Here is a 19,728-nt window from a genome sequence, read left to right as displayed (position 1 = left end):
TAGCAGGCGCGGACGGTAGGCGATCCAGCCCTTGAAAAGATCGCAGCCTTCGGCAGCTCCTACAGAGATCCGGTTCACCACAATGAATGTGTCTGACCTGAATCCCGTAGGAGCTGCCGGAGGCTGCGATCTTTTTTTTAGTGGGAATGACGCGGCACTTCAGCCCCGCGGCAACCGACCAGGAAGTCGAAGTCGCAGCCCTGGTCCGCTTGCAGCACGTGGTCGATGTAGAGCTGACGATAGCCACCGACGATCAGGTTCTGCGGCGGTTGCAGGTCAGCCATGCGCGCGGCCAGTTCGGCGTCCGGGATGTCCAGGTGCAAACGGCCGCTGGCGCAATCGAGTTCGATCCAGTCGCCTTCTTTCACGGCGGCCAGCGGTCCGCCGGCAGCGGCTTCCGGGGCGACGTGCAGGACAACAGTGCCGTACGCGGTGCCGCTCATGCGCGCGTCGGAAATACGTACCATGTCGGTCACGCCCTGGGCCAGCAGCTTGGCCGGCAGGCCCATGTTGCCGACCTCGGCCATGCCCGGATAACCCTTCGGCCCGCAGTTCTTCATCACCAGTATCGAGTTGGCATCCACGTCCAGTTCCGGATCGTTGATCCGCGCCTTGTACATGTCGAAGTTCTCGAATACCACTGCGCGGCCGCGATGCTGCATCAGTTCGGGCGTGGCGGCGGACGGCTTTAGCACGGCGCCCAGCGGTGCCAGGTTGCCGCGCAAGACACAGATGCCGCCGTCGGCGCGGATCGGGTTGTCGAGGGTGCGGATCACTTCGTCTTCGCCATAGATCGGCGTGTCCCTGGTGTTCTCGCCGATGGACTTGCCATTGACGGTCAAGGCATTCGGGTTCGGGATCAGGTTGGCTTCACCGAGGCGACGCAGCACGGCGGGCAAGCCACCGGCGTAATAGAACTCTTCCATCAGGAAGCGCCCGGACGGTTGCAGGTCGACGATGGTCGGCATGCCGCGACCGATACGGGTCCAGTCATCCAGATCCAACTCCACGCCAATGCGCCCGGCAATGGCTTTCAGGTGGATCACTGCGTTGGTCGAACCGCCGATGGCGGCATTGACGCGAATGGCGTTTTCGAAGGCTTCCTTGGTGAGGATCTTCGATAGCTTCAAGTCTTCGCGCACCATCTCCACGGCACGCATGCCGGACATGTGCGCCAACACATAACGGCGCGCATCTACCGCTGGAATCGCCGCGTTGTGGGGCAGGGAGGTACCCAGTGCTTCGGCCATGCAGGCCATGGTCGAGGCCGTGCCCATGGTGTTGCAGGTGCCGGCCGAGCGGGACATGCCGCCCTCGGCCGCGAGGAAATCGTCGATGCTGATGGTGCCGGCCTTGACCTGTTCGCTGAGCTGCCAGACCACGGTGCCGGAGCCGATGTCCTTGCCCTTGTGCTTGCCGTTGAGCATTGGCCCGCCGGTGACAACGATGGCTGGCACGTCGCAACTGGCGGCGCCCATCAGCAAGGCCGGGGTGGTTTTGTCGCAGCCGGTCAGCAGCACCACGCCATCGATCGGGTTGCCGCGAATGGCTTCTTCGACATCCATGCTCGCCAGGTTGCGGGTGAGCATGGCGGTGGGGCGCAGGTTCGATTCGCCGTTGGAGAACACCGGAAACTCCACCGGGAAGCCGCCGGCCTCGATCACACCGCGTTTGACGTGCTCGGCAATCTGGCGGAAATGCGCGTTGCACGGGGTCAGTTCCGACCAGGTGTTGCAGATGCCGATGATCGGCTTGCCATGGAACTGGTGGTCGGCGATGCCCTGATTCTTCATCCAGCTGCGGTACATGAAGCCGTTCTTGTCGGCGGTGCCAAACCATTGGGCGGAACGCAGGGTGGGTTTCTTATCAGACATGATCGGTTCTCTTATTGTATGACTATATTGTTCGAGCTGAGGCGTAACATAAGCGCAAATTCTGCGCTTTGGAAGTGTTGTTGCATAAATAGTATTACTATATAGTCCGATCAAACGGAGGGATGGCCCTGGCGAATTGTTCGCGAGAGGCGTCCCCCGAGGTTCTATAACAACAACAATCGGAGACCGATCTCATGAGCCAGGAACTGCGGCTTATCCGTCGCATCACGCTGAAACTGATTCCTTTCCTGATCCTGCTGTACCTGATCGCCTATGTGGACCGCTCCGCGGTGGGCTTCGCCAAACTGCACATGGGCGCCGACATTGGCCTGGGTGATGCGGCCTACGGCCTTGGCGCAGGGTTGTTCTTCATTGGCTACTTCCTGCTGGAAATCCCCAGCAACCTGATGCTCGACCGCTTCGGCGCACGACGCTGGTTTGCGCGGATCATGGTCACCTGGGGCGCCATCACCATCGGCATGGCCTTCGTCCAGGGGCCGAACAGCTTCTATGTGATGCGCTTTCTGCTCGGCGCCGCCGAGGCCGGGTTCTTCCCGGGCGTTCTGTACTACATCACCCAATGGTTCCCGGTTCGCCATCGCGGCAAGATCCTCGGGCTGTTCATCCTGTCGCAACCCATTGCCATGATGATCACCGGCCCCGTGTCTGGCGGCTTGCTGGGCATGGACGGCGTGCTCGGCCTGCACGGCTGGCAGTGGTTGTTCATCGTCATCGGCACCCCGGCGATCCTGCTGACCTGGCCGGTGTTGCGCTGGTTGCCCGACGGCCCGCAGCAAGTGAAGTGGATGGACCAGGCGGAAAAAGACTGGCTGAGCGGCGAGCTGAAAAAGGACCTCGAAGCCTACGGCCAGACCCGCCACGGCAATCCCTTGCATGCGCTCAAGGACAAGCGCGTCCTGCTGCTGGCGCTGTTCTACCTGCCGGTGACCCTGAGCATCTATGGCCTGGGTCTTTGGCTGCCGACCCTGATCAAGCAGTTCGGCGGCAGCGATCTGGTGACCGGGTTCGTGTCTTCGGTGCCCTACATTTTCGGGATCGTCGGTCTGTTGATCATTCCGCGCAGCTCTGACCGTTTGAATGATCGTTACGGCCATCTGGCAGTGCTTTATGTATTGGGCGCCATCGGTTTGTTCCTGAGTGCCTGGCTGTCGGTGCCGGTGCTGCAGCTGGCCGCACTGTGTCTGGTGGCGTTCGCACTGTTTTCCTGCACGGCGGTGTTCTGGACGTTGCCGGGCCGTTTCTTTGCCGGTGCCAGTGCGGCGGCGGGAATTGCGCTGATCAACTCGGTGGGCAACCTCGGCGGCTACATCGGTCCGTTCGTGATCGGTGCGCTCAAGGAATACACCGGCAACCTGGCGTCGGGCCTGTACTTCCTGTCGGGGGTGATGGTGTTCGGCCTGATTCTGACAGGCATCGTCTATCGCCTGCTGGAACGCAAGCACGTCCTGCCAGCCGATCAATTTGCAGCAAGTGCACGTGGGGCTTCCCGAACCTGATTTTGAGGGTTCACACCGACCAAATGTGGGAGCGGGCTTGCTCGCGAAAGCGGAGTGTCAGTCACCGATGATGTCGGGTATGACGGCCTCTTCGCGAGCAAGCCCGCTCCCACATTGGTTCTGAGGTGTTTTGAAGAATTGTTAACAGGAGAAAAATTCATGCGTTTGGTTCAGTTCGAATTGAGTAACGGCGTACGCCGTGTCGGCGTGGTCGAGGCAGGCCTGGTCCGTGAAGTGCAGGACGCGCGCACCGTTCGCGATCTGGCATTGGCGGCGATCGAGGCGGGCGCAAGCCTTGAGCAACAGGTGCAAAGCCTGGGGCTGGGCATCAGCCACGACTATGCCGAACTGCTGACGCAACGGCGCATCCTGCCGCCGCTGGACCATGCGGACCCGGCGCACATGCTGGTCAGCGGTACGGGCCTGACCCATCTGGGCAGTGCGTCGGCCCGGGACAAGATGCATCAGCAGAGCGGCGACGAATCCGCGCTGACCGACACCATGCGCATCTTCAAGTGGGGCGTCGAGGGCGGTAAGCCAGCAGTGGATGAAGCCGGTGTGCAACCGGAGTGGTTCTACAAAGGCGATGGCAGCATCGTCGTCAGACCCGGCCAGCCGTTTCCCCTGCCACCGTTTGCCGAAGATGCCGGTGAAGAGCCGGAGATCGCCGGCCTGTACGTGATTGGTCAGGACGGCAAGCCGTATCGCCTGGGGTTTGCCGTGGGCAACGAGTTCTCCGATCACGTCATGGAGCGCAAGAACTACCTGTACCTGGCTCACTCGAAACTGCGCAGCTGCAGCTATGGCCCGGAACTGCGGGTCGGCGAACTGCCGCAGCATCTGGCGGGCACCAGCCGCATCCTGCGGGACGGCGAAGTGCTGTGGCAGAACGAGTTTCTCAGTGGCGAGGCGAACATGTGCCACAGCCTCGCCAACCTCGAATTCCATCATTTCAAATACAGCCAGTTCCTGCGACCGGGGGATGTGCACATTCACTTCTTCGGCACGGCGACCCTGTCCTTTGCCGACGGCGTTCGCACGCAACCGGGTGACGTGTTCGAGATCACCCAGGCCGAATTCGGCGCGCCATTGATCAATGGCATCGCTCCGGTCGCAGCGGCTTTTGAACCCGGCACCGTCGGCACACTTTGAGGAGTTACCCATGACCCGGATTCTTGGACATAACTACATCGGCGGCCAACGCAGCGCCGCCGGCAGCGTCAAATTGCAGAGTGTCGATGCCACCACCGGTGAGGCATTGCCCCATGATTTCTATCAGGCGACCCCGCAGGAAGTCGATGCGGCGGCCAGCGCGGCGGCGGCCGCGTATCCGGCCTATCGCAGCCTGAGCGCGGAGCGGCGGGCGCAGTTTCTCGAGGCCATCGCCGATGAACTGGATGCCCTCGGTGATGATTTTGTCGCAGTGGTCTGCCGCGAAACGGCGCTGCCGGCCGGCCGGATTCAAGGCGAGCGTGGACGCACCAGCGGGCAGATGCGTCTGTTTGCCAAAGTACTGCGTCGCGGTGACTTCTACGGTGCACGGATCGACCGGGCATTGCCGGAGCGTCAACCGTTGCCGCGCCCGGACCTGCGTCAATACCGGATCGGTCTGGGACCAGTGGCCGTGTTCGGTGCCAGCAACTTTCCGCTGGCGTTCTCCACCGCCGGCGGCGATACCGCCTCGGCGCTGGCCGCCGGGTGCCCGGTGGTGTTCAAGGCCCACAGCGGTCACATGGCCACCGCTGAATGGGTGGCTGACGCGATCATCCGCGCCGCCGAGAAAACCGGGATGCCGGCCGGCGTGTTCAACATGATCCATGGCGGGGGCGTCGGCGCGGCACTGGTCAAGCATCCGGCGATTCAGGCGGTGGGCTTCACCGGTTCGCTCAAGGGCGGTCGTGCCTTGTGCGACATGGCCGCGGCCCGTGCGCAACCGATACCGGTGTTCGCCGAAATGTCGAGCATCAACCCGGTGATCGTCTTGCCCCAGGCGTTGCAGGCGCGGGCCGATACCGTTGCTCGGGAACTCACGGTGTCGGTGGTCCAGGGCTGCGGCCAGTTCTGCACCAATCCGGGTCTGGTGATCGGCATTCGCTCAGCGCCATTCAGTGCCTTTGTGCAGCAAGTGGCCGGGTTGATGGGTGACCAGCCGGCGCAAACCATGCTCAATGCCGGAACCCTGAGCAGCTATGGCCAGGGCTTGCAAAAACTGCTCGCGCATCCGGGGATCGAGCACCTGGCCGGCAATCCGCAGCAGGGCAATCAGGCGCAACCGCAGCTGTTCAAGGCCGATGTCAGCCTGCTGCTCGATGGCGATGAAGTGTTGCAGGAGGAAGTGTTCGGCCCGACCACGGTGGTGGTTGAAGTGGCCGATCATACGCAGTTGATGGCGGCCTTGAACGGCCTGCACGGCCAGTTGACCGCTACCGTCATTGGCGAGCCGGAAGACTTCGAGCAGTTCGCCGGGCTGACGGCATTGCTGGAACAGAAAGTCGGACGCATCCTGCTCAATGGTTATCCGACGGGCGTGGAAGTCTGCGATTCGATGGTTCACGGCGGGCCTTACCCGGCAACGTCCGATGCGCGCGGTACGTCGGTGGGCACACTGGCCATCGATCGTTTCCTGCGCCCGGTGTGCTTCCAGAACTACCCGGACAGCTTGCTGCCGGATGCGCTGAAGAACGGCAATCCATTGCGCATCCAGCGACTGGTGGATGGGCAGTCGTCCCGCGAGGCACTTTAACTGCCAGTCACAATCCCTGTGGGAGCGAGCTAGCTCCTACAGGGGAGGTGGTGCATGAGCTATCATTGCGTCTTTCCCATTCAAAGACTGATTGCCATGACTGCCCCAACCGACACCTTGCTCAATGCCCTCGAACACTGCGGAATGGTGGAGATCGACGGGCTGCATGCCTTCGAATTCGCCCTCGACGAGGATGATAACCTGCACATTGAATGCATGGATGGCCGTGCGGCCAAACACTGGGAGTTCACCCCGGCGCAGATCCAGGCCGCGACCTTCGATACCTCGCTGCAAAGCTGGTTGATCACCGGTGACTCGGGTGAACACCGTTTGGTGTGCCTGGGCGATGTCGTCAGCGGTGACAACGAAGATGACGACCAAGGCGATGCGTAACCTCTGGCCATTGTTGATGGCCGGCAGCATCGGCGCCATGGGCGTCCAGGTGGCATCCGCCGATGACTATCAGCTGCTGGTGGGCTCCTACACTGCAGGTCAAAGCCAGGGCATCTACCGCCTGGTGTTCGACAGCGGCACCGGGCAGATCGATGCCAGCCCACTGCAAGTGATCAAGAGCGAAAACCCGTCGTGGCTGACCCTGTCGAAGGATCGGCGACACCTGTTCGTGGTCAATGAAAACGGCCCGGGCCAAACCGATCCGGTAGGGCGCGTCAGCAGTTTTGCGATTGATCCCAAGACCCACGCGCTGAGCCTGATCAGCCAGGTGCAAAGCCTGGGCAGCGAGCCAACCCATTCCAGTCTCAGCATCGATGGCAGCCATCTGTTTGTCAGCAATTACTCGGTGGCCGAAGATCCGGGCGGCACCCTGGCGGTATTGCCAGTGACGGCCGACGGCAAGCTCAAACCGGTGGTGCAGATGAGCAGCCACCCGGCGAGCCGGGTCAATCCCGAGCGCCAGGCCTCGGCCCATGTGCATTCGACCATCCCGTCACCGGACGGCAAATACGTGTTCGCCAATGACCTGGGCGCCGACAAGGTGTTTGCCTACCGCTTCGACCCCAGGGCCAATCCGGAACTGCCGTTGATCCCGGCCACCCCGGCATTCGTGCAGCTGCCGCCGGGTAGCGGGCCGCGCCACCTGCTGTTCAGCGCCGATGGCAAACACGCCTGGCTGACCATGGAAATGAGCGCGCAAGTGGCGGTGTTCGACTACCACGAAGGCCAACTCGAACAGACGCAAATGGTCGATCTGGCTGCCGGACAGCCAGTTTCAGACAAGGCTGCGGCGGCGTTGCATGCCTCGGCTGACGGCAAGTTCCTCTACGTCAGCAACCGTGGCACCGCCAATCAACTGTTGGTGTTTGCCATCGATCCGGCGACCGGTCACCTCAGTGAACTGCAACGCCGGGCGGTGGAGGGCGATCATCCGCGGGAATTCAGCCTCGATCCGAGCGGCAAATTCCTGTTGATCGCCAATCAGAAGAGCAACCAGATTGTCGTCGTCGAACGCGACGCCAGGACCGGTCTGCTGGGCAAGACCGTGCAAAAACTACCGATGGACGCCCCGAGCGACCTCAGGTTTCTGCTGCGTCAATAAGCCGCAGGCCCCGGTTGATGGGGCCTGCCCGCTTTTATCAATGACGCTGATATCTGGTACTGCTACAAAGCATTTCAAGGCACGAACCCTCGAGGGTTAAGTTTGCTTCACGGCCCCACCGGGCAAGCAAGCCAACTGAATCCGAGGAATACCGCCATGAACTTCAACATCTTCTCTGTCATCGCCGCTTCCGCCATTTCCGCCACCGTTGCGTTGCCAGCCAGCGCCAACGTTGAAATCAGCGACAAAAAAGCCCACACCCAGAGCTACACCCAGAAATACCTGCAACAGAGCGCCAACTTCTACGCCGCGCTGGATCACAAAACCCAAGCCTGAACGTTTAGCCCTGCCTTTATGCAGGAGCGAAGTCACTGATGATCGAGGCGCCTGATGTTGAATAGCAGGTGTTGAAAACGATCAGAGTGGTGTCGCTCCTGCATAACGCATGCTGCCCGCGAATCCCCTGATTAGTTCTATTGAAGGCTGAAATAGCCTGGCTTAATGATCAATGAAGCTGATGGTCACTATGGATAACCCTGAGTGGTTACCCAGGATTTTTTGATCGATTCTGTAGGCATTGAAACATGCCCGCGGAGAACATCATGGCCAGCGCAATTCTCACTTCTGCCAAACACGGCGCCTATGTGGCGATCAGTCTTTACCTTGCCATGGTGCTGGTGGTCAGTCTTTCAGCGCAGTCGCAAGTCACCTTCGAAGCGCCGATCCAGGTCGCTCATCCCGGCATCCAGTTTGAACACCGTGGGCAAAACGCGAGCGTTGATCAGGCGGAACTCGCGGGAGTCGTCGGCGCATGAAAGGGCACAGACTCTGGGTCATCGCCTTCCTGGCGTTCATGACCAACGGATCCTCCCTGTTGGGGATCGGCCAGGGCTCGGCGGGCTCGGTGGCACGGGCCATCGAAGCCAATCACAACATTGCCCGCAACATCGAAAACGCCAGTGCCCAGGGCATGCTGGCCGGCAATCCACCGATCAGGAATGAAGGTGTGGTGTTCGGGCCGTTCCAGGTTGATTGCTCGGCGATCGGGATGTGTGAGGTGTTGGCCTGAAGCTCTCTCGCTACAGTATCGGTGTTCTTACTTGCGTATCACACCGGTAAACAGCGATCCGGCCGGATGAGGTCACGTTGCGCGTCAGGACTCACGACGATTCCGATCACGTGTCGGTTAGGTAATCATGTCGTCTGTCAGCTTGGTGTGTAGCACACACGTCAACGCGTAGATGGAAAACGATCGCTCGGCCGAGGTCAACATACCGGTCTGGATGTCGAGCGTTGCTTCCAGCCGGCTGAAGACCTGCTCCCAATCGCGTGTATTCAGTTCAACCCTGTCGAGGGCCGTAACCTCTTCAGGCGGCGCGCCAATCACATTGCAGATTGTGTGAATGACAAGTTGGCGAATGAAGGTGGGTTTCATGAGTGTGGTCACTTTTTAATTGATCATCAGTTATATCCGCGCATTACATCGAATCAACTGTAGTCGCGTAGTTGCCCTCTCTGGGAGTAGTGCGATCCTGGCAAACATTGCACTTGGATAATTGCTGAATAACAACTAATTGCCATCGATAAGAGATGCCTTCTGTTCGTCCAAGTTGAATTACCGTAGCAGAGAAACTGAGCTCTGAAAATTTAAAACTTTAAATATTGTTTGTGTAAGGATTGGATGTAGTACGCTTCCCAGGACTTTGTAGTGCTTTTCAGATATTGCATATTGAATAAAAAATTTTGATGGAATAGCAGCCATGGTCGCGAATTATATTCGCAGTGTTCACGCTTTGTTCGGTACGACGCACAAGATACCGTTGTATCCCGTAGCCGTGTTGGCCGTGGGAGTATCGAAAAGCGCCAACTTGTTAGCAGCGCTATTGCATACCTTGTTTCAGAGCAGGGCCTCAAGCTATCACTTGATTAGCGATAAAAAAGTCAGTCAATTGCATGCGGACGTATTGTACGAGCAGCTTTCAACTCAAGTTCTTGCCAACCTATGGGGCGGAGGTTCGTGTACCGCATAGTGAAATTGTCGGCCTCGGAATGATCGTGGCGGCGGAAGTTGCCAGTCGCCTAGGGCGACTGAGTGGAGCAGATCAGAATCTTCATCATCGGCTGCTTAGACTGCTGGCCCAGCTACATGCCGCACCACCACAATCATCGGATCTTGCGTGCTAAACCATGACTACAGACGAAGAACAACTCTACGGACCCAAGGCGGATCGGCTCCTGCGCATCCGGAAGATCGAATCCCTGGGGAATCTTGTCCTGCCTATCTTTCCGATTGCCCCATTGCCAACCGCAGTGGCGGGCGGCCTGGCACAGGCGGATGAAGCGGTAGCGATCTACGCAGCCGCTTTGGAGGAGGCTTTTCCGCTGCTGGCGCGAAGCGTGGAGGACGTTTGTGGTTCAGCGCCCTGGATCGTGCGTAGTGCAGGTAACGAGGACCTGACGGATCACGTCAATGCCGGCGGCTACGAAAGCCTGATATGTCCCGAGCCACAAGCGCTGATACGGTGTATTGCCACTGTGGCCATGAGTGGATCGACCGAGCATGCACGACGCCAACTTGCGCTCTCGGGGCGTTACGATCATGTCGAGGCAATTCCATGCTTTGTGCAACAGCTACTGAAGATCGATGTCTGTGGCGATGTCGGTCGCGATCATTCGCCGTATCTGGACACAGCTGTTCTTGATCACATGGAGGCGGTATGTAATGAACTGATGCAGACGTTCGACTTCATTGCGATCGATTGCGAATGGGGCCTGGAGACGACACTTGGCTTCGTGTCCGTGACCACCGTCATGCCGCGAAACCCACAACTGATGAACGTCGCGCATACGATCGGTTTCGGTTTCGCCAGCGCTCAGAATACCGGCTCGCAGGCGACGGCCTTGGTGCTGCGTCCTGCTTGCTCAGACCTGAGGTTATGGCGCGCACGCCATCTGCGCGCGACGACGGTGCAACGGTTGCATCTGCTGCAGGCGCGGCCGGCGTATTCTGATGATGCCTTTCGCGATCGTGATGTGTTGACCGATGCATGCCGTGAAACATTGATCGGTCGCTACGATGTCGTGGAAGCCGGCTTGTTGATGCTGGGTGCACAATCTTCGGGCCGCGCATTGGTGGCACCTGATCTCATGAGCGCCTGGCGCCGATATCTTGCACTCAACGCGCACGAGCAGGCCGACGTGGCGGTGGTATTAGTAGACGAAGGCAGTGCGGAGGAGCACGCGGGTATCATGTTCCGCCAGCAGAAAACTACATGCGTCAGAATGGACACTCGACGCATGTCAGCCGGAGCAGACTGCGTTGTATTTGACCGCGGCACCTGCATTTTCGGTGACTCGACGCTGCTGCGATCAATTCAGAGTGAGCGTCGCCGAGAGTTGGTGTTGCCCGACGACTGCGCTCTTGTTTTCACCGATGAGGTGCTGGCACCTGGCGGCGAGCTGACGCGAGACTGCGTCGAAGTCCTTTCCCAGCTGCGTCGTTTGCCGGTCGCGCGTGAAGTCAAGGAGCGGCTGTTCGCACGTAGCGAGCAGCCGATGTCGGCGAGCTGGATGCAACGCGACGACGGAGTAGTGGAGTCACCCTCACTGCTCGCGGCAATCTGGCGGTCAAAGAATCCAGGGTATGCCGGCGAATGCTGCGCGCTCACTGAATTTGCGAGGGACTACGAACGTGCGTTCCGGGTGTCACGGAATGAGCCGCAGGGCGAACTGCGCACGCTGTTCGCGCTGTCGTCCGTGACACGCACGTTGGTCGCGAGTGGTGACCTTCGAATTGTCCTGGCACTGCTCGACTGTGAGGCGGCGACGTCCTGGCTACCGTCGCAAACGTTGCGGCGCCTGGTCGATTCGGCTGCCGTGCATTTGAAGGCGCTTCAGCGCGATAACGCCGTGTTGATTCTTGAAAGCGTGGCCTTCGTCAGGACGGAATGTAAGCGACTGCCGGTTTATGAGCCGGACGACGCCGTCTCCTACCTCGATGCACTGGCACACGATCTTGAAGATGGCTTGTTTGTCGAATCGATGGTATCCATCCGCTCTTTGGAGTTGCCGATCGCAAGTGGGATCCTGCTTGCGCGGCAGGCTCTCGTTAATCCCGCCGTCCTCGAACCAGTGGACGCATTCCGACAGTCAGTAGCGTTGTTTAGAGCTATGGTGTCGGGTGGCAGCACGACCGCGCGGCTTCCTCTGCAGCTCAACGATACTTACTTGACACTCCGGGGTGCGCTGTACGAAGCCGGTCTGGAAAACGTCGCTGAGCAGATTAGAGGATCGCTGGTCGAAGCGTATGACGCCTCATTGAAAGGGCTGCTATGGCGCTCGGTGGAGGAGGGCGACGCTGGCAGCTACCGCCGCTACCTCATAGTGATGCAATGGTGGATCGAATTCCTGAACATAGGATCGCTGTCTGAGCGCGATGCCGCAGTGCTTCAGCGCTTTCAAATTTGGCTGCGTCAATGGGCTGATGACGAGATGCCCGAGTCATTCGAGATACAGGACCGCAATTGGCGATTCGAGTTTGACGCCATTGTGGTTTCCCATGAAACACCGCTGCGGTACGAGAATCCGCACGTTCTTCACAATCTCCTTCATCAATACTCCCTGGCGGGGCTGCGGCTTGACGCGCAGGGGCTACCACGGCGCGTACAAGCGCTAGAACACTTCTGTTCGACGTTCAGCAGTCGCTCGACGAAGGTTCTGCGTTTCGAGCGAGAGTTGCTCGAGATTCAGATTCCGATGGGAACGCACAAGGCGAGCTACGTGTTCACGCCGCGGCAGATCTCGGTAGAGTGGACGGAGCCGCCTGATTGCCCCGGGGGCGAAATCGCGAGGATCCTGGCGTTTGAGGTATTTCTGGATCGTTTCCAAATTTGGATGTTCCCGGCACTGACGGTCCGGCGCGAGCAAGTGCTGGGTACCTGGACACTGTTCATCCGCCTTAACGCGCAAGGATCAGATCCCTGGGATTACGAGCATCTCTGGCACTTTGTGGTCGCTACGCGCTTTCTATTCGACGCCTCTTACGATTTTTCGTATGTCGCCAACGAAGCCGTGGACGGCTTCGCCGAACGTTTCGACGGATTGGAATGGAAGGAGATATTTACCACACTGATACGGTATCGAGCGGTGATCGAGGACAGGGCGCAGTACGTCGCCTTGCACGCCCTGCCAATGTCGTCGACGGTCGCCGCGATGGCGTGCAGCCGAATCGTTCGCGGTCTGCTGTTACGTTGTCTGCGCAGGGGATTCGATTATTGTCGGACCTTGATTGACGGGTATGCGCACTGGCTGAATGAGGAGGCCGAGGACAACGGACGGTGGTTCGGTCGCTATGAATCGCTCCGGCAGGCCACCCTTTTCCTGGCGGCCAAGTGGCCAAAGGAGGCGCTTTCGGAACTCGCCGGGCGGGGCGTCTTCAATGTCGGCGATGACCTGATCGCAGCCTGCCTATTCAAACGCTCGGACCTGGCGGATGACTTGCGGCAAGTCGCGGCGGCGGGATCAATGCTATCGGGAATGCCGGGGATGATCGTGCGGCATGCACCCGAAATTGCTATGGCGGCCCATGGCGCATCGCACTTGGCTGCGCAACTGGTCGGCACCGGAATGCGATTTCGCCGCGCGAAACACCTTTTGGTCGCTCGATTCGGCGACTGCCTTGATCAGGATATATTGACGGGACTCCTACGGGACTTGGACACTGTTCCGTGGGGATGTACCGCTGACGCTGAGCAGGCCATCCAGACGCAGATTTTGATGAGCCGCCCCGTCTGTCGATTTGAACTAAAAAAAGGCATCGATTGGACGTCGTTAGATTCGTGGCCGACTCTGGGGCAGAGGCGTCCCGTTTCCTTGGGGTCGACCGAGTGTTGAGTTATCGTGCGGACCCGAGAGCCTGTGCCCGGAATTCGTCTTGATCTGAAAAGAAGCTGGAGAGAGTACACGTCTGGCGATACAAGAATCGACTGAAAGCCACGCGTCAGAATTGCGAAAACGCCAGTGCCCAGGGCATGCTGGCCGGCAATCCACCGATCAGGAATGAAAACGTGGCTTTCGGCCCGTTCCAGGTTGATTGCTCGGCGATCGGGATGTGTGAGGTGTTGGCCTGAAGCCTGCTGTCGATGAAGGGCTTTTGTGGTGAGGGGGTTTGCCCTAATGCCGATCAGTTAACGTTTCGAACACCACACCCCCTGTGGGAGCGAGCTTGCTCCGGGCGGCGTTCCGACGATGACGATCGCATAGTCAACATCTGCGTTGCCTGACAGTCCGCTATCGCGAGCAAGCTCGCTCCCACAGGTTTTGCTCCTTGACTGACTGGCATTAGGGCAAGCCCTTCGCCACAGTGTGCGGTGGCTTACTTGCGCATCACACCGGTAAACAAATCCGACTCCAGAAACCGCTGCAACCAGTCCTGCAAACGCCGATAGGGCGTCTGCGCGAACCAGTCGCGGTCGACGTGGGCGAACTGGCGCACGAAGGGCATCAACGCCACATCGGCCAGGCTTGGATGGTTGGCGAGCAAGTAGTCGCGTTCCTCCAGCAACGTCTCCAGCCTTTGCAAAAACACCTCGCCCTCGCCGCGATAAACCTCCATCGGCTGCTCGGGATAACGCTCGGCGTACTTGTAGCGATTCAAGTGCACCTTGAACACCTGATCGTTCTGTTCGATCAGGGGGGCGATTTGCGCCGCTGCGTCAGGATCGTCCTTGAGCAGCCAGTCCTGGGGATCGTTCTGTGCCAGGGCCCAGCGCATGATGTCGAGGCTTTCGTCGATCACCCGGCCATCGGCGCTCAGCACCGGCACCGTGCCTTTGCCCGACAGCGCGAGCATTTCGGCGGGCTTGGCCTTCAGGCTGACTTCGACGATGTCCACGGCCACGCCCGAGTAGCGCAGGGCCATGCGTGCGCGCATGGCGTACGGGCAGCGGCGGAAGGAATACAGGGTGTTCATTTCACCTCCAGGGTGCTCAGGCCGTTGCCCTGGCGCTGGACTTGAATCTGCACCGGAATCCGTTCATGCATTTCCTGTACGTGGGAAATCACCGCGACCTTGCGGCCCTGGGCCTGCAAGCCATCGAGGGCGTCCATGGCCAGTTGCAGGGATTCGGGATCGAGGCTGCCGAAGCCTTCGTCGATGAACAGCGACTCGATTTTCAGCGTGCTCGAGGCCATCGACGCCAGACCGAGGGCCAGTGCCAGCGAGACCAGGAAGGTCTCGCCACCGGACAGCGAATGCACCGAACGCAGTTCGTCGCCCATTTCGGTGTCCATCACCAGCAACCCGAGCATGCTGCCGCCGCGCTTGAGGCGGTAGCGGCGCACCAGTTGGCGCAATTGCACGTTGGCGTGGTGTACCAGCAGGTCAAGGTTGTAGGCCTGGGCGATCTTGCGGAAGGTGTCGCCGGTGGCGGAGCCGATCAACGCATTGAGGCGCGCCCAGCGTTGATACTCGTTGTAGGCGTCGGCAATCTGCTGCGCCAGGGCCTGATTGGCGTTCTGCCGGCGTTGGTCCTCGGCCTGCTCGGCGCGCAGTTCGGCGCAGTGTTGCTCGCTGGTGGCAGCGAGGTTTTGCAGGTCGATCAGCGCACTGGCCAACTGCTCGGCGTCGAGGTTGCCGTTGTGTTGCGTCTGGTGATCGATCAAGCGCTTGTCGCGCTCCTGCACCAGGACGCGGGCCTGTTCGATGGCTTTTTCGCTGTGCTGCAAGCGCTGGCGCAGTTCGCTGACCTGAGTGTCGTCGACGCGCAGCAGGTCTTCGAGGCCGCCGTCATCCAGTTCGGGATGGCGGGCGCGCCAGTCACCGATCTTGCCGGCGAGCTCGCGTTCTTCGCCTTCCAGTGCGTGCAAGCGCTCCTGCTGGGCCTTGAGTTCGGCGGCGAGTTGCACTGATTGCGTGAGAACGCTTTGCAGCGTCTGCGCAGTGCTGGCTTCGGCGCTGCGGGCCTGTTCCACGGCCTGTTCCAGTTGCTGTTGCCAATGCTCGGCGCTGCTGTGTTCGCCGAGTAATTGCCCGAGCGTGTGCTGGCTCGCCTGTTGCTGCTCGGCCAGCCCGCTGAATTGCTGTTCGGCGGCCTGCAATTGCTGCATGCGGCTTTGCTGGCGATCCTGTTCCTTCTCCAGGTTTTGCTGGCGCTGTTGCTGCTCGGCCAGTTCTTCCTTTTGTTGCTCGAGTTGCGCCAGTCGCTCGGCGATCTGCCGGTCGAGCTGCATGAAGGTCGCGGCCGGTTCGTCGCGCAGCGCTTGCAGGGTCTCGGCCGGCAGCAGGCTGGCGAATGCCTTGAGTTCTTCGTCCAGGCGCTGGCGGTCGTTGTCCAGTTCGCGCTGTTGATTGCTCAGGTGCTGGGCCGCCTGCTGGTGCGCGGTTTCGGCGTGACGCAGTTGCTGGGTCAGGCGCGCGGCATCCTGTTGCAGGGTGAGCAGCGCGCTCTGCCGTTGCTCGTCCTGGCTGATGCTCTGGTTGAGCTGACTGTTTTGCTGAACGAGCCAGGCATCGCGTTTGGCGGCATCCTGGTTCAGCAGTTGGGTCGCCAACGGATGCGCTTCCAGGCTCGGGGCGAGGGCTTGCTGCTGGGTCGCCAGTTGCTCCTGCTGTTGCAGCAGTTCTTTTTGCTGGGCGATCAGCCCGCCGACTTCGGCGCGCAAGTCAGTGAGTTTTTCCTTGAGCAGGTCGACGGCCTTCTGCGCATTGGCCTGTTCGCTTTCATCAAAACGACCGAGGCTCTGCAGCAAGGCTTCCGGCTGATGATAGGGATGTTCGTTGCTGCCGCAGACCGGGCATGGCTGATCGTCCTGCAACTGCGCGCGCAGCTCTTCGACACTGGCACTGCGCGCCAGACGCTGACGCTCCAGCAGCTCGCGCGTGACGTTGAGGGTCTGTTCGGCAACGCTCAGGTCAGCCTTGGCCTTGACCCCGTCCTGGGTCAGGCGTTCACGTTCCTGCTGTGCGCTGAGCTGGCGTTGTTGCAGCTCGGCACCGCGCTTGTCCAGCTCCTGCTGGCTGGCCCACAGGCGCGCAAGGTCTTCGACGGCGCGCAGTTGCTTGCGGTTGTCCTGCAACAGGCTGCCCAGAATGCCGATCTGCTCGGCGACGGCATCCGGTTCGGCGCCGGCCTCCTTGAACAGTACCTCCAGTTGTTGCTTCTGCGTGGTGAGCGCTTGTTCGGTGCTCGCGGCGTTTTGTTCGAGGCTGGCCAGTTCGGCCTGGCCCTGATTCAACCGGTTGCCGATCAACATCAACTGTTGCAGGCGATCGCGGTAGGCATTCCAGGCATCGCTCAACGGAGCCAGATGGGTGCTTTGCTCCAGCTCGGTGGCGATGCGTTGCAAGTCCGCGGCGCCACGGGCTTGCTGATCGAGCAAGGTCTGAATCGTGCCCTGGCCCTGGGTGCAGGCCTGTTGCGCCTGTTGCCTGGCTTCGGCGCTGAGGGCGGTGTCCTTGGCCAGGCGGGCGAGGGTGCTTTGGGCTTCGAAGGCCTGACGCAGCAACGGTGTGCTGTCGGTTTGTCGTTGTTGGGTTTCGCTCAAGGCGATCCGCGCGCTGCCGAGCTGTTGCTCAAGCTGCATCTGACGCTCGCCGAGTTCGCCATGCTGCTGCGTGTGCAAGGCAATTTGCGCCGCCAAGGGTGTCAGCAGCGCATCGACCTCGGCTTTACGGGCGAACTGGTGCCGTTGCGGGGCCAGCTGTTCGAGGCGGGTGAACCTCAAGCGCTCACTGGCCAAGGCCTCCCAGTGGGTCTGCGCCGATTGCAGTTGTTCGCTGGCGGCCAGATGTTCGTCCTGCAAGCGACGCAGGTCCTTGAGCCAGGTGTCCTGCAGTTCAAGTTGTTTGAGCTGCGCCTGTTGGGTCTTGAGTCGCTGCTGCGCCTGGTTGAAGCGCCCGTCCAGTTCCGCGCGGGCTTCGGGCGACAGTGGCGTCACACCGCTGGCCTGATCCTGCAGCAGCTTGTGCGCCTCGCGGGCTTCCTTGGTCTTGTCGAAGGCGCGACGGCCGAGGCGGGTGTAGAGCGCCGTGTCGGTGAGTTTTTCCAGCAGTTCGCTGCGGTCATTGTCGTCGGCCTTGAGGAAGGCGCTGAACTCGCTTTGCGCCAACATCACCGCGCGGGTGAACTGTTCGAAATTCAGCCCCAGCGCGGCTTCGAGCTGAGTCTTGTATTCGCCTTTCTGGCTGGCGAGCAATTGATCCTGATCGATGTCACGCAAGCTCTGGCGGCTGGCCTGCAGCTTGCCGGCGGCCTTGTCCCGGGCGCGATTGGCTTCCCAGCGGGCGCGGTAACGGCGGCCGTCGACACCGACGAAATCCACTTCCGCATAGCCTTCGCCCGTGCCGCGACGCAGCAGGGTGCGCGGGTCGCCGGTAGCGATTTCGCCGTCGGCATCCGGCACCTTGGCGTCGCGGCCGGTGTTGTTCAGGCGCGGCACAGCGCCAAACAGCGCCAGGCACAGGGCATCGAGCAAGGTGCTTTTACCGGCGCCGGTGGGGCCGGTGATGGCGAATAGTCCAGCACTGGCCAGGGGTTCGGCGGTGAAGTCGATTTCAAACGGCCCGGCCAGGGAGGCAAGGTTTTTCAGGCGGATCGCGAGGATTTTCATGGCTGTTCGCTCTCCATCTGCACGTCCTGCAACAGCTCGGCAAAGTCCTTGAGGGTCTGCTCGTCGACTTCGCTGCCGTAGTTGTCCTGCCAGGCGCGGCTGAACAGTTCCTGAGGCGTGAGCTGGTCCAGTTCGATCAGCGTGCTGCCTTCGTCGGCACCGTCACGGCCGCCGTTGCCGGCGTACTCGGCGGCGATGCGCACCAGGCGCACGGCCTTGCCTTGCAGGGCGGTTTCCACTTGATTGCGCAGGTCGGGCTGTGGCTCGTCGAGGCGCACCCGCACCTCCAGCCATGGCTGGCGCTGGATCTCGGCCAACAGGTCGATGTTCGGCAGGTCCGCCAGTTGCAGCAGGATCTCGCTCAATGGCGCCGGGCCGATGCGCTGCAGGTTGACCGCGCGGGGGATCAGTTTCGGCTCGACGCTGAGCAGGGTTTCGCCGTCGAGCTTGATGTCGAGAATCTGGTGCTGATAGCTGATCTCGGAGAACGACAGCGGAATCGGCGAGCCGCTATAGCGGATGCGCTCCTCGCCGTTGACCTTCTGCGGCTTGTGCAAGTGGCCGAGGGCCACGTAGCTGATGCTCGGCCCGAACAGGCTGGCGGGCAGGGCTTCGGCGTTGCCGATGATCAGGCTGCGCTCGGAGTCTTCCGACACCGAGCCGCCGGCCATGTGCGCGTGGCTGATGGCGATCAGTGCCTGACCCGGCTGGCGCTTGGCGTTGGCCGCTTCGATCAGCCACTCGTGCACCTGGCCGATCCCGCGCAGGTAGTTGTCGCCCAAATGCGCGCCGGTGACTTCCGCCGGACGCAGGAATGGCAGCGCCAGGCACCAGCCGGCGACTTCACCACTGGCATCGGGCAACGGCAGCAACAGGCGCTCGGCGTCCAGTTGACCGTCGTCGAGCCACAGCACGCGGCCCAGCGCATGAGTGCGCAAGCGGCGCATCAAGGGGGCGGGCAGTTCAATCCGCGAGCCGGAATCGTGGTTGCCGGCAATCATCACGATGGTCAGCAACGGCTGCTGTTCGTGGGCGCTGACGATGAAGTCGTAGAGGCGTTCCTGGGCTTTGACCGGCGGATTGACCGTGTCGAAGATATCGCCGGCGATCAACAGCACATCCGGTTGATCCAGTTTCAGCTGGCGCAACAGCCACTCGAGAAAACAGCCGTGTTCGAAATCGCGATCCTGGCCGTGCAGGTTCTGCCCGAGGTGCCAGTCGGAGGTGTGAAACAAGCGCAAGGCGGACTCCGCTACAAAATAGGTAATGGCCGCGTGAAAAATGAAGGCGGCGAAAGGGGAGAGAGTTTACTGGCAAAAGGTCGGGAATGCAGAGGGCAAAAAAAACAGCCTGCGACATCTCCTACAGGGTATGCACATATCCAATGTAGGAGCTGCCGCAGGCTGCGATCTTTCGATCTTGTTGTTGGTA

Annotated in this window: 14 protein-coding genes; 9 read left to right on the top strand and 5 right to left on the bottom strand. The window is 60.6% G+C overall.

Annotated elements, in window-relative coordinates; genetic code table 11:
* Window positions 1-137 precede the first annotated feature (137 nt).
* Window positions 138-1,874: an IlvD/Edd family dehydratase gene (locus ACM6G4_RS28275; protein ID WP_414915093.1), complete on the bottom strand. Its 1,737-nt coding sequence runs from the start codon at window positions 1,872-1,874 to the stop codon at window positions 138-140.
* A 194-nt stretch (window positions 1,875-2,068) separates the two neighbouring features.
* Between ACM6G4_RS28275 and ACM6G4_RS28270 the strand changes: the two genes are divergently transcribed.
* The 8 genes from ACM6G4_RS28270 to ACM6G4_RS28235 all read left to right on the top strand — a co-directional run bounded on the left by ACM6G4_RS28270 (window position 2,069) and on the right by ACM6G4_RS28235 (window position 8,758).
* The gene (locus ACM6G4_RS28270; RefSeq protein WP_056727610.1) at window positions 2,069-3,391 is read left to right on the top strand and encodes an MFS transporter; all 1,323 of its coding nucleotides are present in this window, start codon (window positions 2,069-2,071) and stop codon (window positions 3,389-3,391) included.
* A gap of 159 nt (window positions 3,392-3,550) precedes the next feature.
* Window positions 3,551-4,543, top strand: a complete 993-nt coding sequence (gene araD1, locus ACM6G4_RS28265) for an AraD1 family protein (RefSeq protein WP_223542562.1) — start codon at window positions 3,551-3,553, stop codon at window positions 4,541-4,543.
* A gap of 10 nt (window positions 4,544-4,553) precedes the next feature.
* The gene (locus tag ACM6G4_RS28260; RefSeq protein WP_414915092.1) at window positions 4,554-6,134 is read left to right on the top strand and encodes an aldehyde dehydrogenase (NADP(+)); all 1,581 of its coding nucleotides are present in this window, start codon (window positions 4,554-4,556) and stop codon (window positions 6,132-6,134) included.
* A gap of 54 nt (window positions 6,135-6,188) precedes the next feature.
* Window positions 6,189-6,527: a DUF5629 family protein gene (locus ACM6G4_RS28255; RefSeq protein WP_056727603.1), complete on the top strand. Its 339-nt coding sequence runs from the start codon at window positions 6,189-6,191 to the stop codon at window positions 6,525-6,527.
* Window positions 6,520-7,689 (top strand): lactonase family protein, encoded by a 1,170-nt coding sequence (locus tag ACM6G4_RS28250; protein ID WP_414915115.1) that lies wholly within the window; start codon window positions 6,520-6,522, stop codon window positions 7,687-7,689. The genes ACM6G4_RS28255 and ACM6G4_RS28250 overlap by 8 nt, the downstream gene beginning before the upstream one ends.
* A gap of 156 nt (window positions 7,690-7,845) precedes the next feature.
* Complete coding sequence (locus ACM6G4_RS28245; protein ID WP_007979950.1) at window positions 7,846-8,025, top strand: hypothetical protein; 180 nt, start codon at window positions 7,846-7,848, stop codon at window positions 8,023-8,025.
* 266 nt (window positions 8,026-8,291) lie between these two features.
* Window positions 8,292-8,504, top strand: coding sequence for a hypothetical protein (locus ACM6G4_RS28240; protein ID WP_056728088.1), 213 nt, complete (start codon window positions 8,292-8,294; stop codon window positions 8,502-8,504).
* Window positions 8,501-8,758: a hypothetical protein gene (locus tag ACM6G4_RS28235; protein ID WP_223542559.1), complete on the top strand. Its 258-nt coding sequence runs from the start codon at window positions 8,501-8,503 to the stop codon at window positions 8,756-8,758. The genes ACM6G4_RS28240 and ACM6G4_RS28235 overlap by 4 nt, the downstream gene beginning before the upstream one ends.
* A gap of 117 nt (window positions 8,759-8,875) precedes the next feature.
* On the opposite strand, the gene ACM6G4_RS28230 is transcribed toward ACM6G4_RS28235, so the two are convergent.
* Window positions 8,876-9,124: a DUF6137 domain-containing protein gene (locus ACM6G4_RS28230; protein ID WP_056727599.1), complete on the bottom strand. Its 249-nt coding sequence runs from the start codon at window positions 9,122-9,124 to the stop codon at window positions 8,876-8,878.
* Window positions 9,125-9,876: 752 nt separating this feature from the next.
* Here ACM6G4_RS28230 and ACM6G4_RS28225 point away from each other — a divergent pair.
* Window positions 9,877-13,581: a hypothetical protein gene (locus ACM6G4_RS28225; RefSeq protein ID WP_414915091.1), complete on the top strand. Its 3,705-nt coding sequence runs from the start codon at window positions 9,877-9,879 to the stop codon at window positions 13,579-13,581.
* Window positions 13,582-14,062: 481 nt separating this feature from the next.
* Here the strand turns inward: ACM6G4_RS28225 and ACM6G4_RS28220 are convergent, their stop codons facing one another.
* The 3 genes from ACM6G4_RS28220 to ACM6G4_RS28210 are packed head-to-tail and all read right to left on the bottom strand — an operon-like array spanning window position 14,063 to window position 19,538.
* Window positions 14,063-14,659 carry a glutathione S-transferase gene (locus ACM6G4_RS28220; protein WP_056727591.1) on the bottom strand — a complete coding sequence of 199 codons (597 nt, stop codon included), beginning with the start codon at window positions 14,657-14,659 and terminating at the stop codon, window positions 14,063-14,065.
* On the bottom strand, window positions 14,656-18,297 hold the full coding sequence (locus ACM6G4_RS28215; RefSeq protein WP_414915090.1) for an AAA family ATPase: 3,642 nt from the start codon (window positions 18,295-18,297) through the stop codon (window positions 14,656-14,658). The genes ACM6G4_RS28220 and ACM6G4_RS28215 overlap by 4 nt, the downstream gene beginning before the upstream one ends.
* Window positions 18,294-19,538 (bottom strand): exonuclease SbcCD subunit D C-terminal domain-containing protein, encoded by a 1,245-nt coding sequence (locus ACM6G4_RS28210; RefSeq protein ID WP_223448254.1) that lies wholly within the window; start codon window positions 19,536-19,538, stop codon window positions 18,294-18,296. The genes ACM6G4_RS28215 and ACM6G4_RS28210 overlap by 4 nt, the downstream gene beginning before the upstream one ends.
* Between the last annotated feature and the right edge of the window lie 190 nt (window positions 19,539-19,728).

It is taken from the genome of Pseudomonas sp. IT-P258 (assembly GCF_949767825.1).
GTDB lineage: Bacteria > Pseudomonadota > Gammaproteobacteria > Pseudomonadales > Pseudomonadaceae > Aquipseudomonas > Aquipseudomonas monachiensis.
Note: the sequence above shows the minus strand (reverse complement) of the source record. Positions and strands in the feature narration are given on the sequence as shown.

What these genes read in the sequence shown, in the direction of transcription:
- ACM6G4_RS28220 (WP_056727591.1), bottom strand. Translation starts at nt 14,659, where the DNA reads ATGAACACCCTGTATTCCTTCCGCCGCTGCCCGTACGCCATGCGCGCA.
- araD1 (WP_223542562.1), top strand. Translation starts at nt 3,551, where the DNA reads ATGCGTTTGGTTCAGTTCGAATTGAGTAACGGCGTACGCCGTGTCGGC.
- ACM6G4_RS28230 (WP_056727599.1), bottom strand. Translation starts at nt 9,124, where the DNA reads ATGAAACCCACCTTCATTCGCCAACTTGTCATTCACACAATCTGCAAT.
- ACM6G4_RS28275 (WP_414915093.1), bottom strand. Translation starts at nt 1,874, where the DNA reads ATGTCTGATAAGAAACCCACCCTGCGTTCCGCCCAATGGTTTGGCACC.
- ACM6G4_RS28255 (WP_056727603.1), top strand. Translation starts at nt 6,189, where the DNA reads ATGAGCTATCATTGCGTCTTTCCCATTCAAAGACTGATTGCCATGACT.
- ACM6G4_RS28250 (WP_414915115.1), top strand. Translation starts at nt 6,520, where the DNA reads ATGCGTAACCTCTGGCCATTGTTGATGGCCGGCAGCATCGGCGCCATG.
- ACM6G4_RS28245 (WP_007979950.1), top strand. Translation starts at nt 7,846, where the DNA reads ATGAACTTCAACATCTTCTCTGTCATCGCCGCTTCCGCCATTTCCGCC.
- ACM6G4_RS28260 (WP_414915092.1), top strand. Translation starts at nt 4,554, where the DNA reads ATGACCCGGATTCTTGGACATAACTACATCGGCGGCCAACGCAGCGCC.
- ACM6G4_RS28215 (WP_414915090.1), bottom strand. Translation starts at nt 18,297, where the DNA reads ATGAAAATCCTCGCGATCCGCCTGAAAAACCTTGCCTCCCTGGCCGGG.
- ACM6G4_RS28240 (WP_056728088.1), top strand. Translation starts at nt 8,292, where the DNA reads ATGGCCAGCGCAATTCTCACTTCTGCCAAACACGGCGCCTATGTGGCG.
- ACM6G4_RS28270 (WP_056727610.1), top strand. Translation starts at nt 2,069, where the DNA reads ATGAGCCAGGAACTGCGGCTTATCCGTCGCATCACGCTGAAACTGATT.
- ACM6G4_RS28235 (WP_223542559.1), top strand. Translation starts at nt 8,501, where the DNA reads ATGAAAGGGCACAGACTCTGGGTCATCGCCTTCCTGGCGTTCATGACC.
- ACM6G4_RS28225 (WP_414915091.1), top strand. Translation starts at nt 9,877, where the DNA reads ATGACTACAGACGAAGAACAACTCTACGGACCCAAGGCGGATCGGCTC.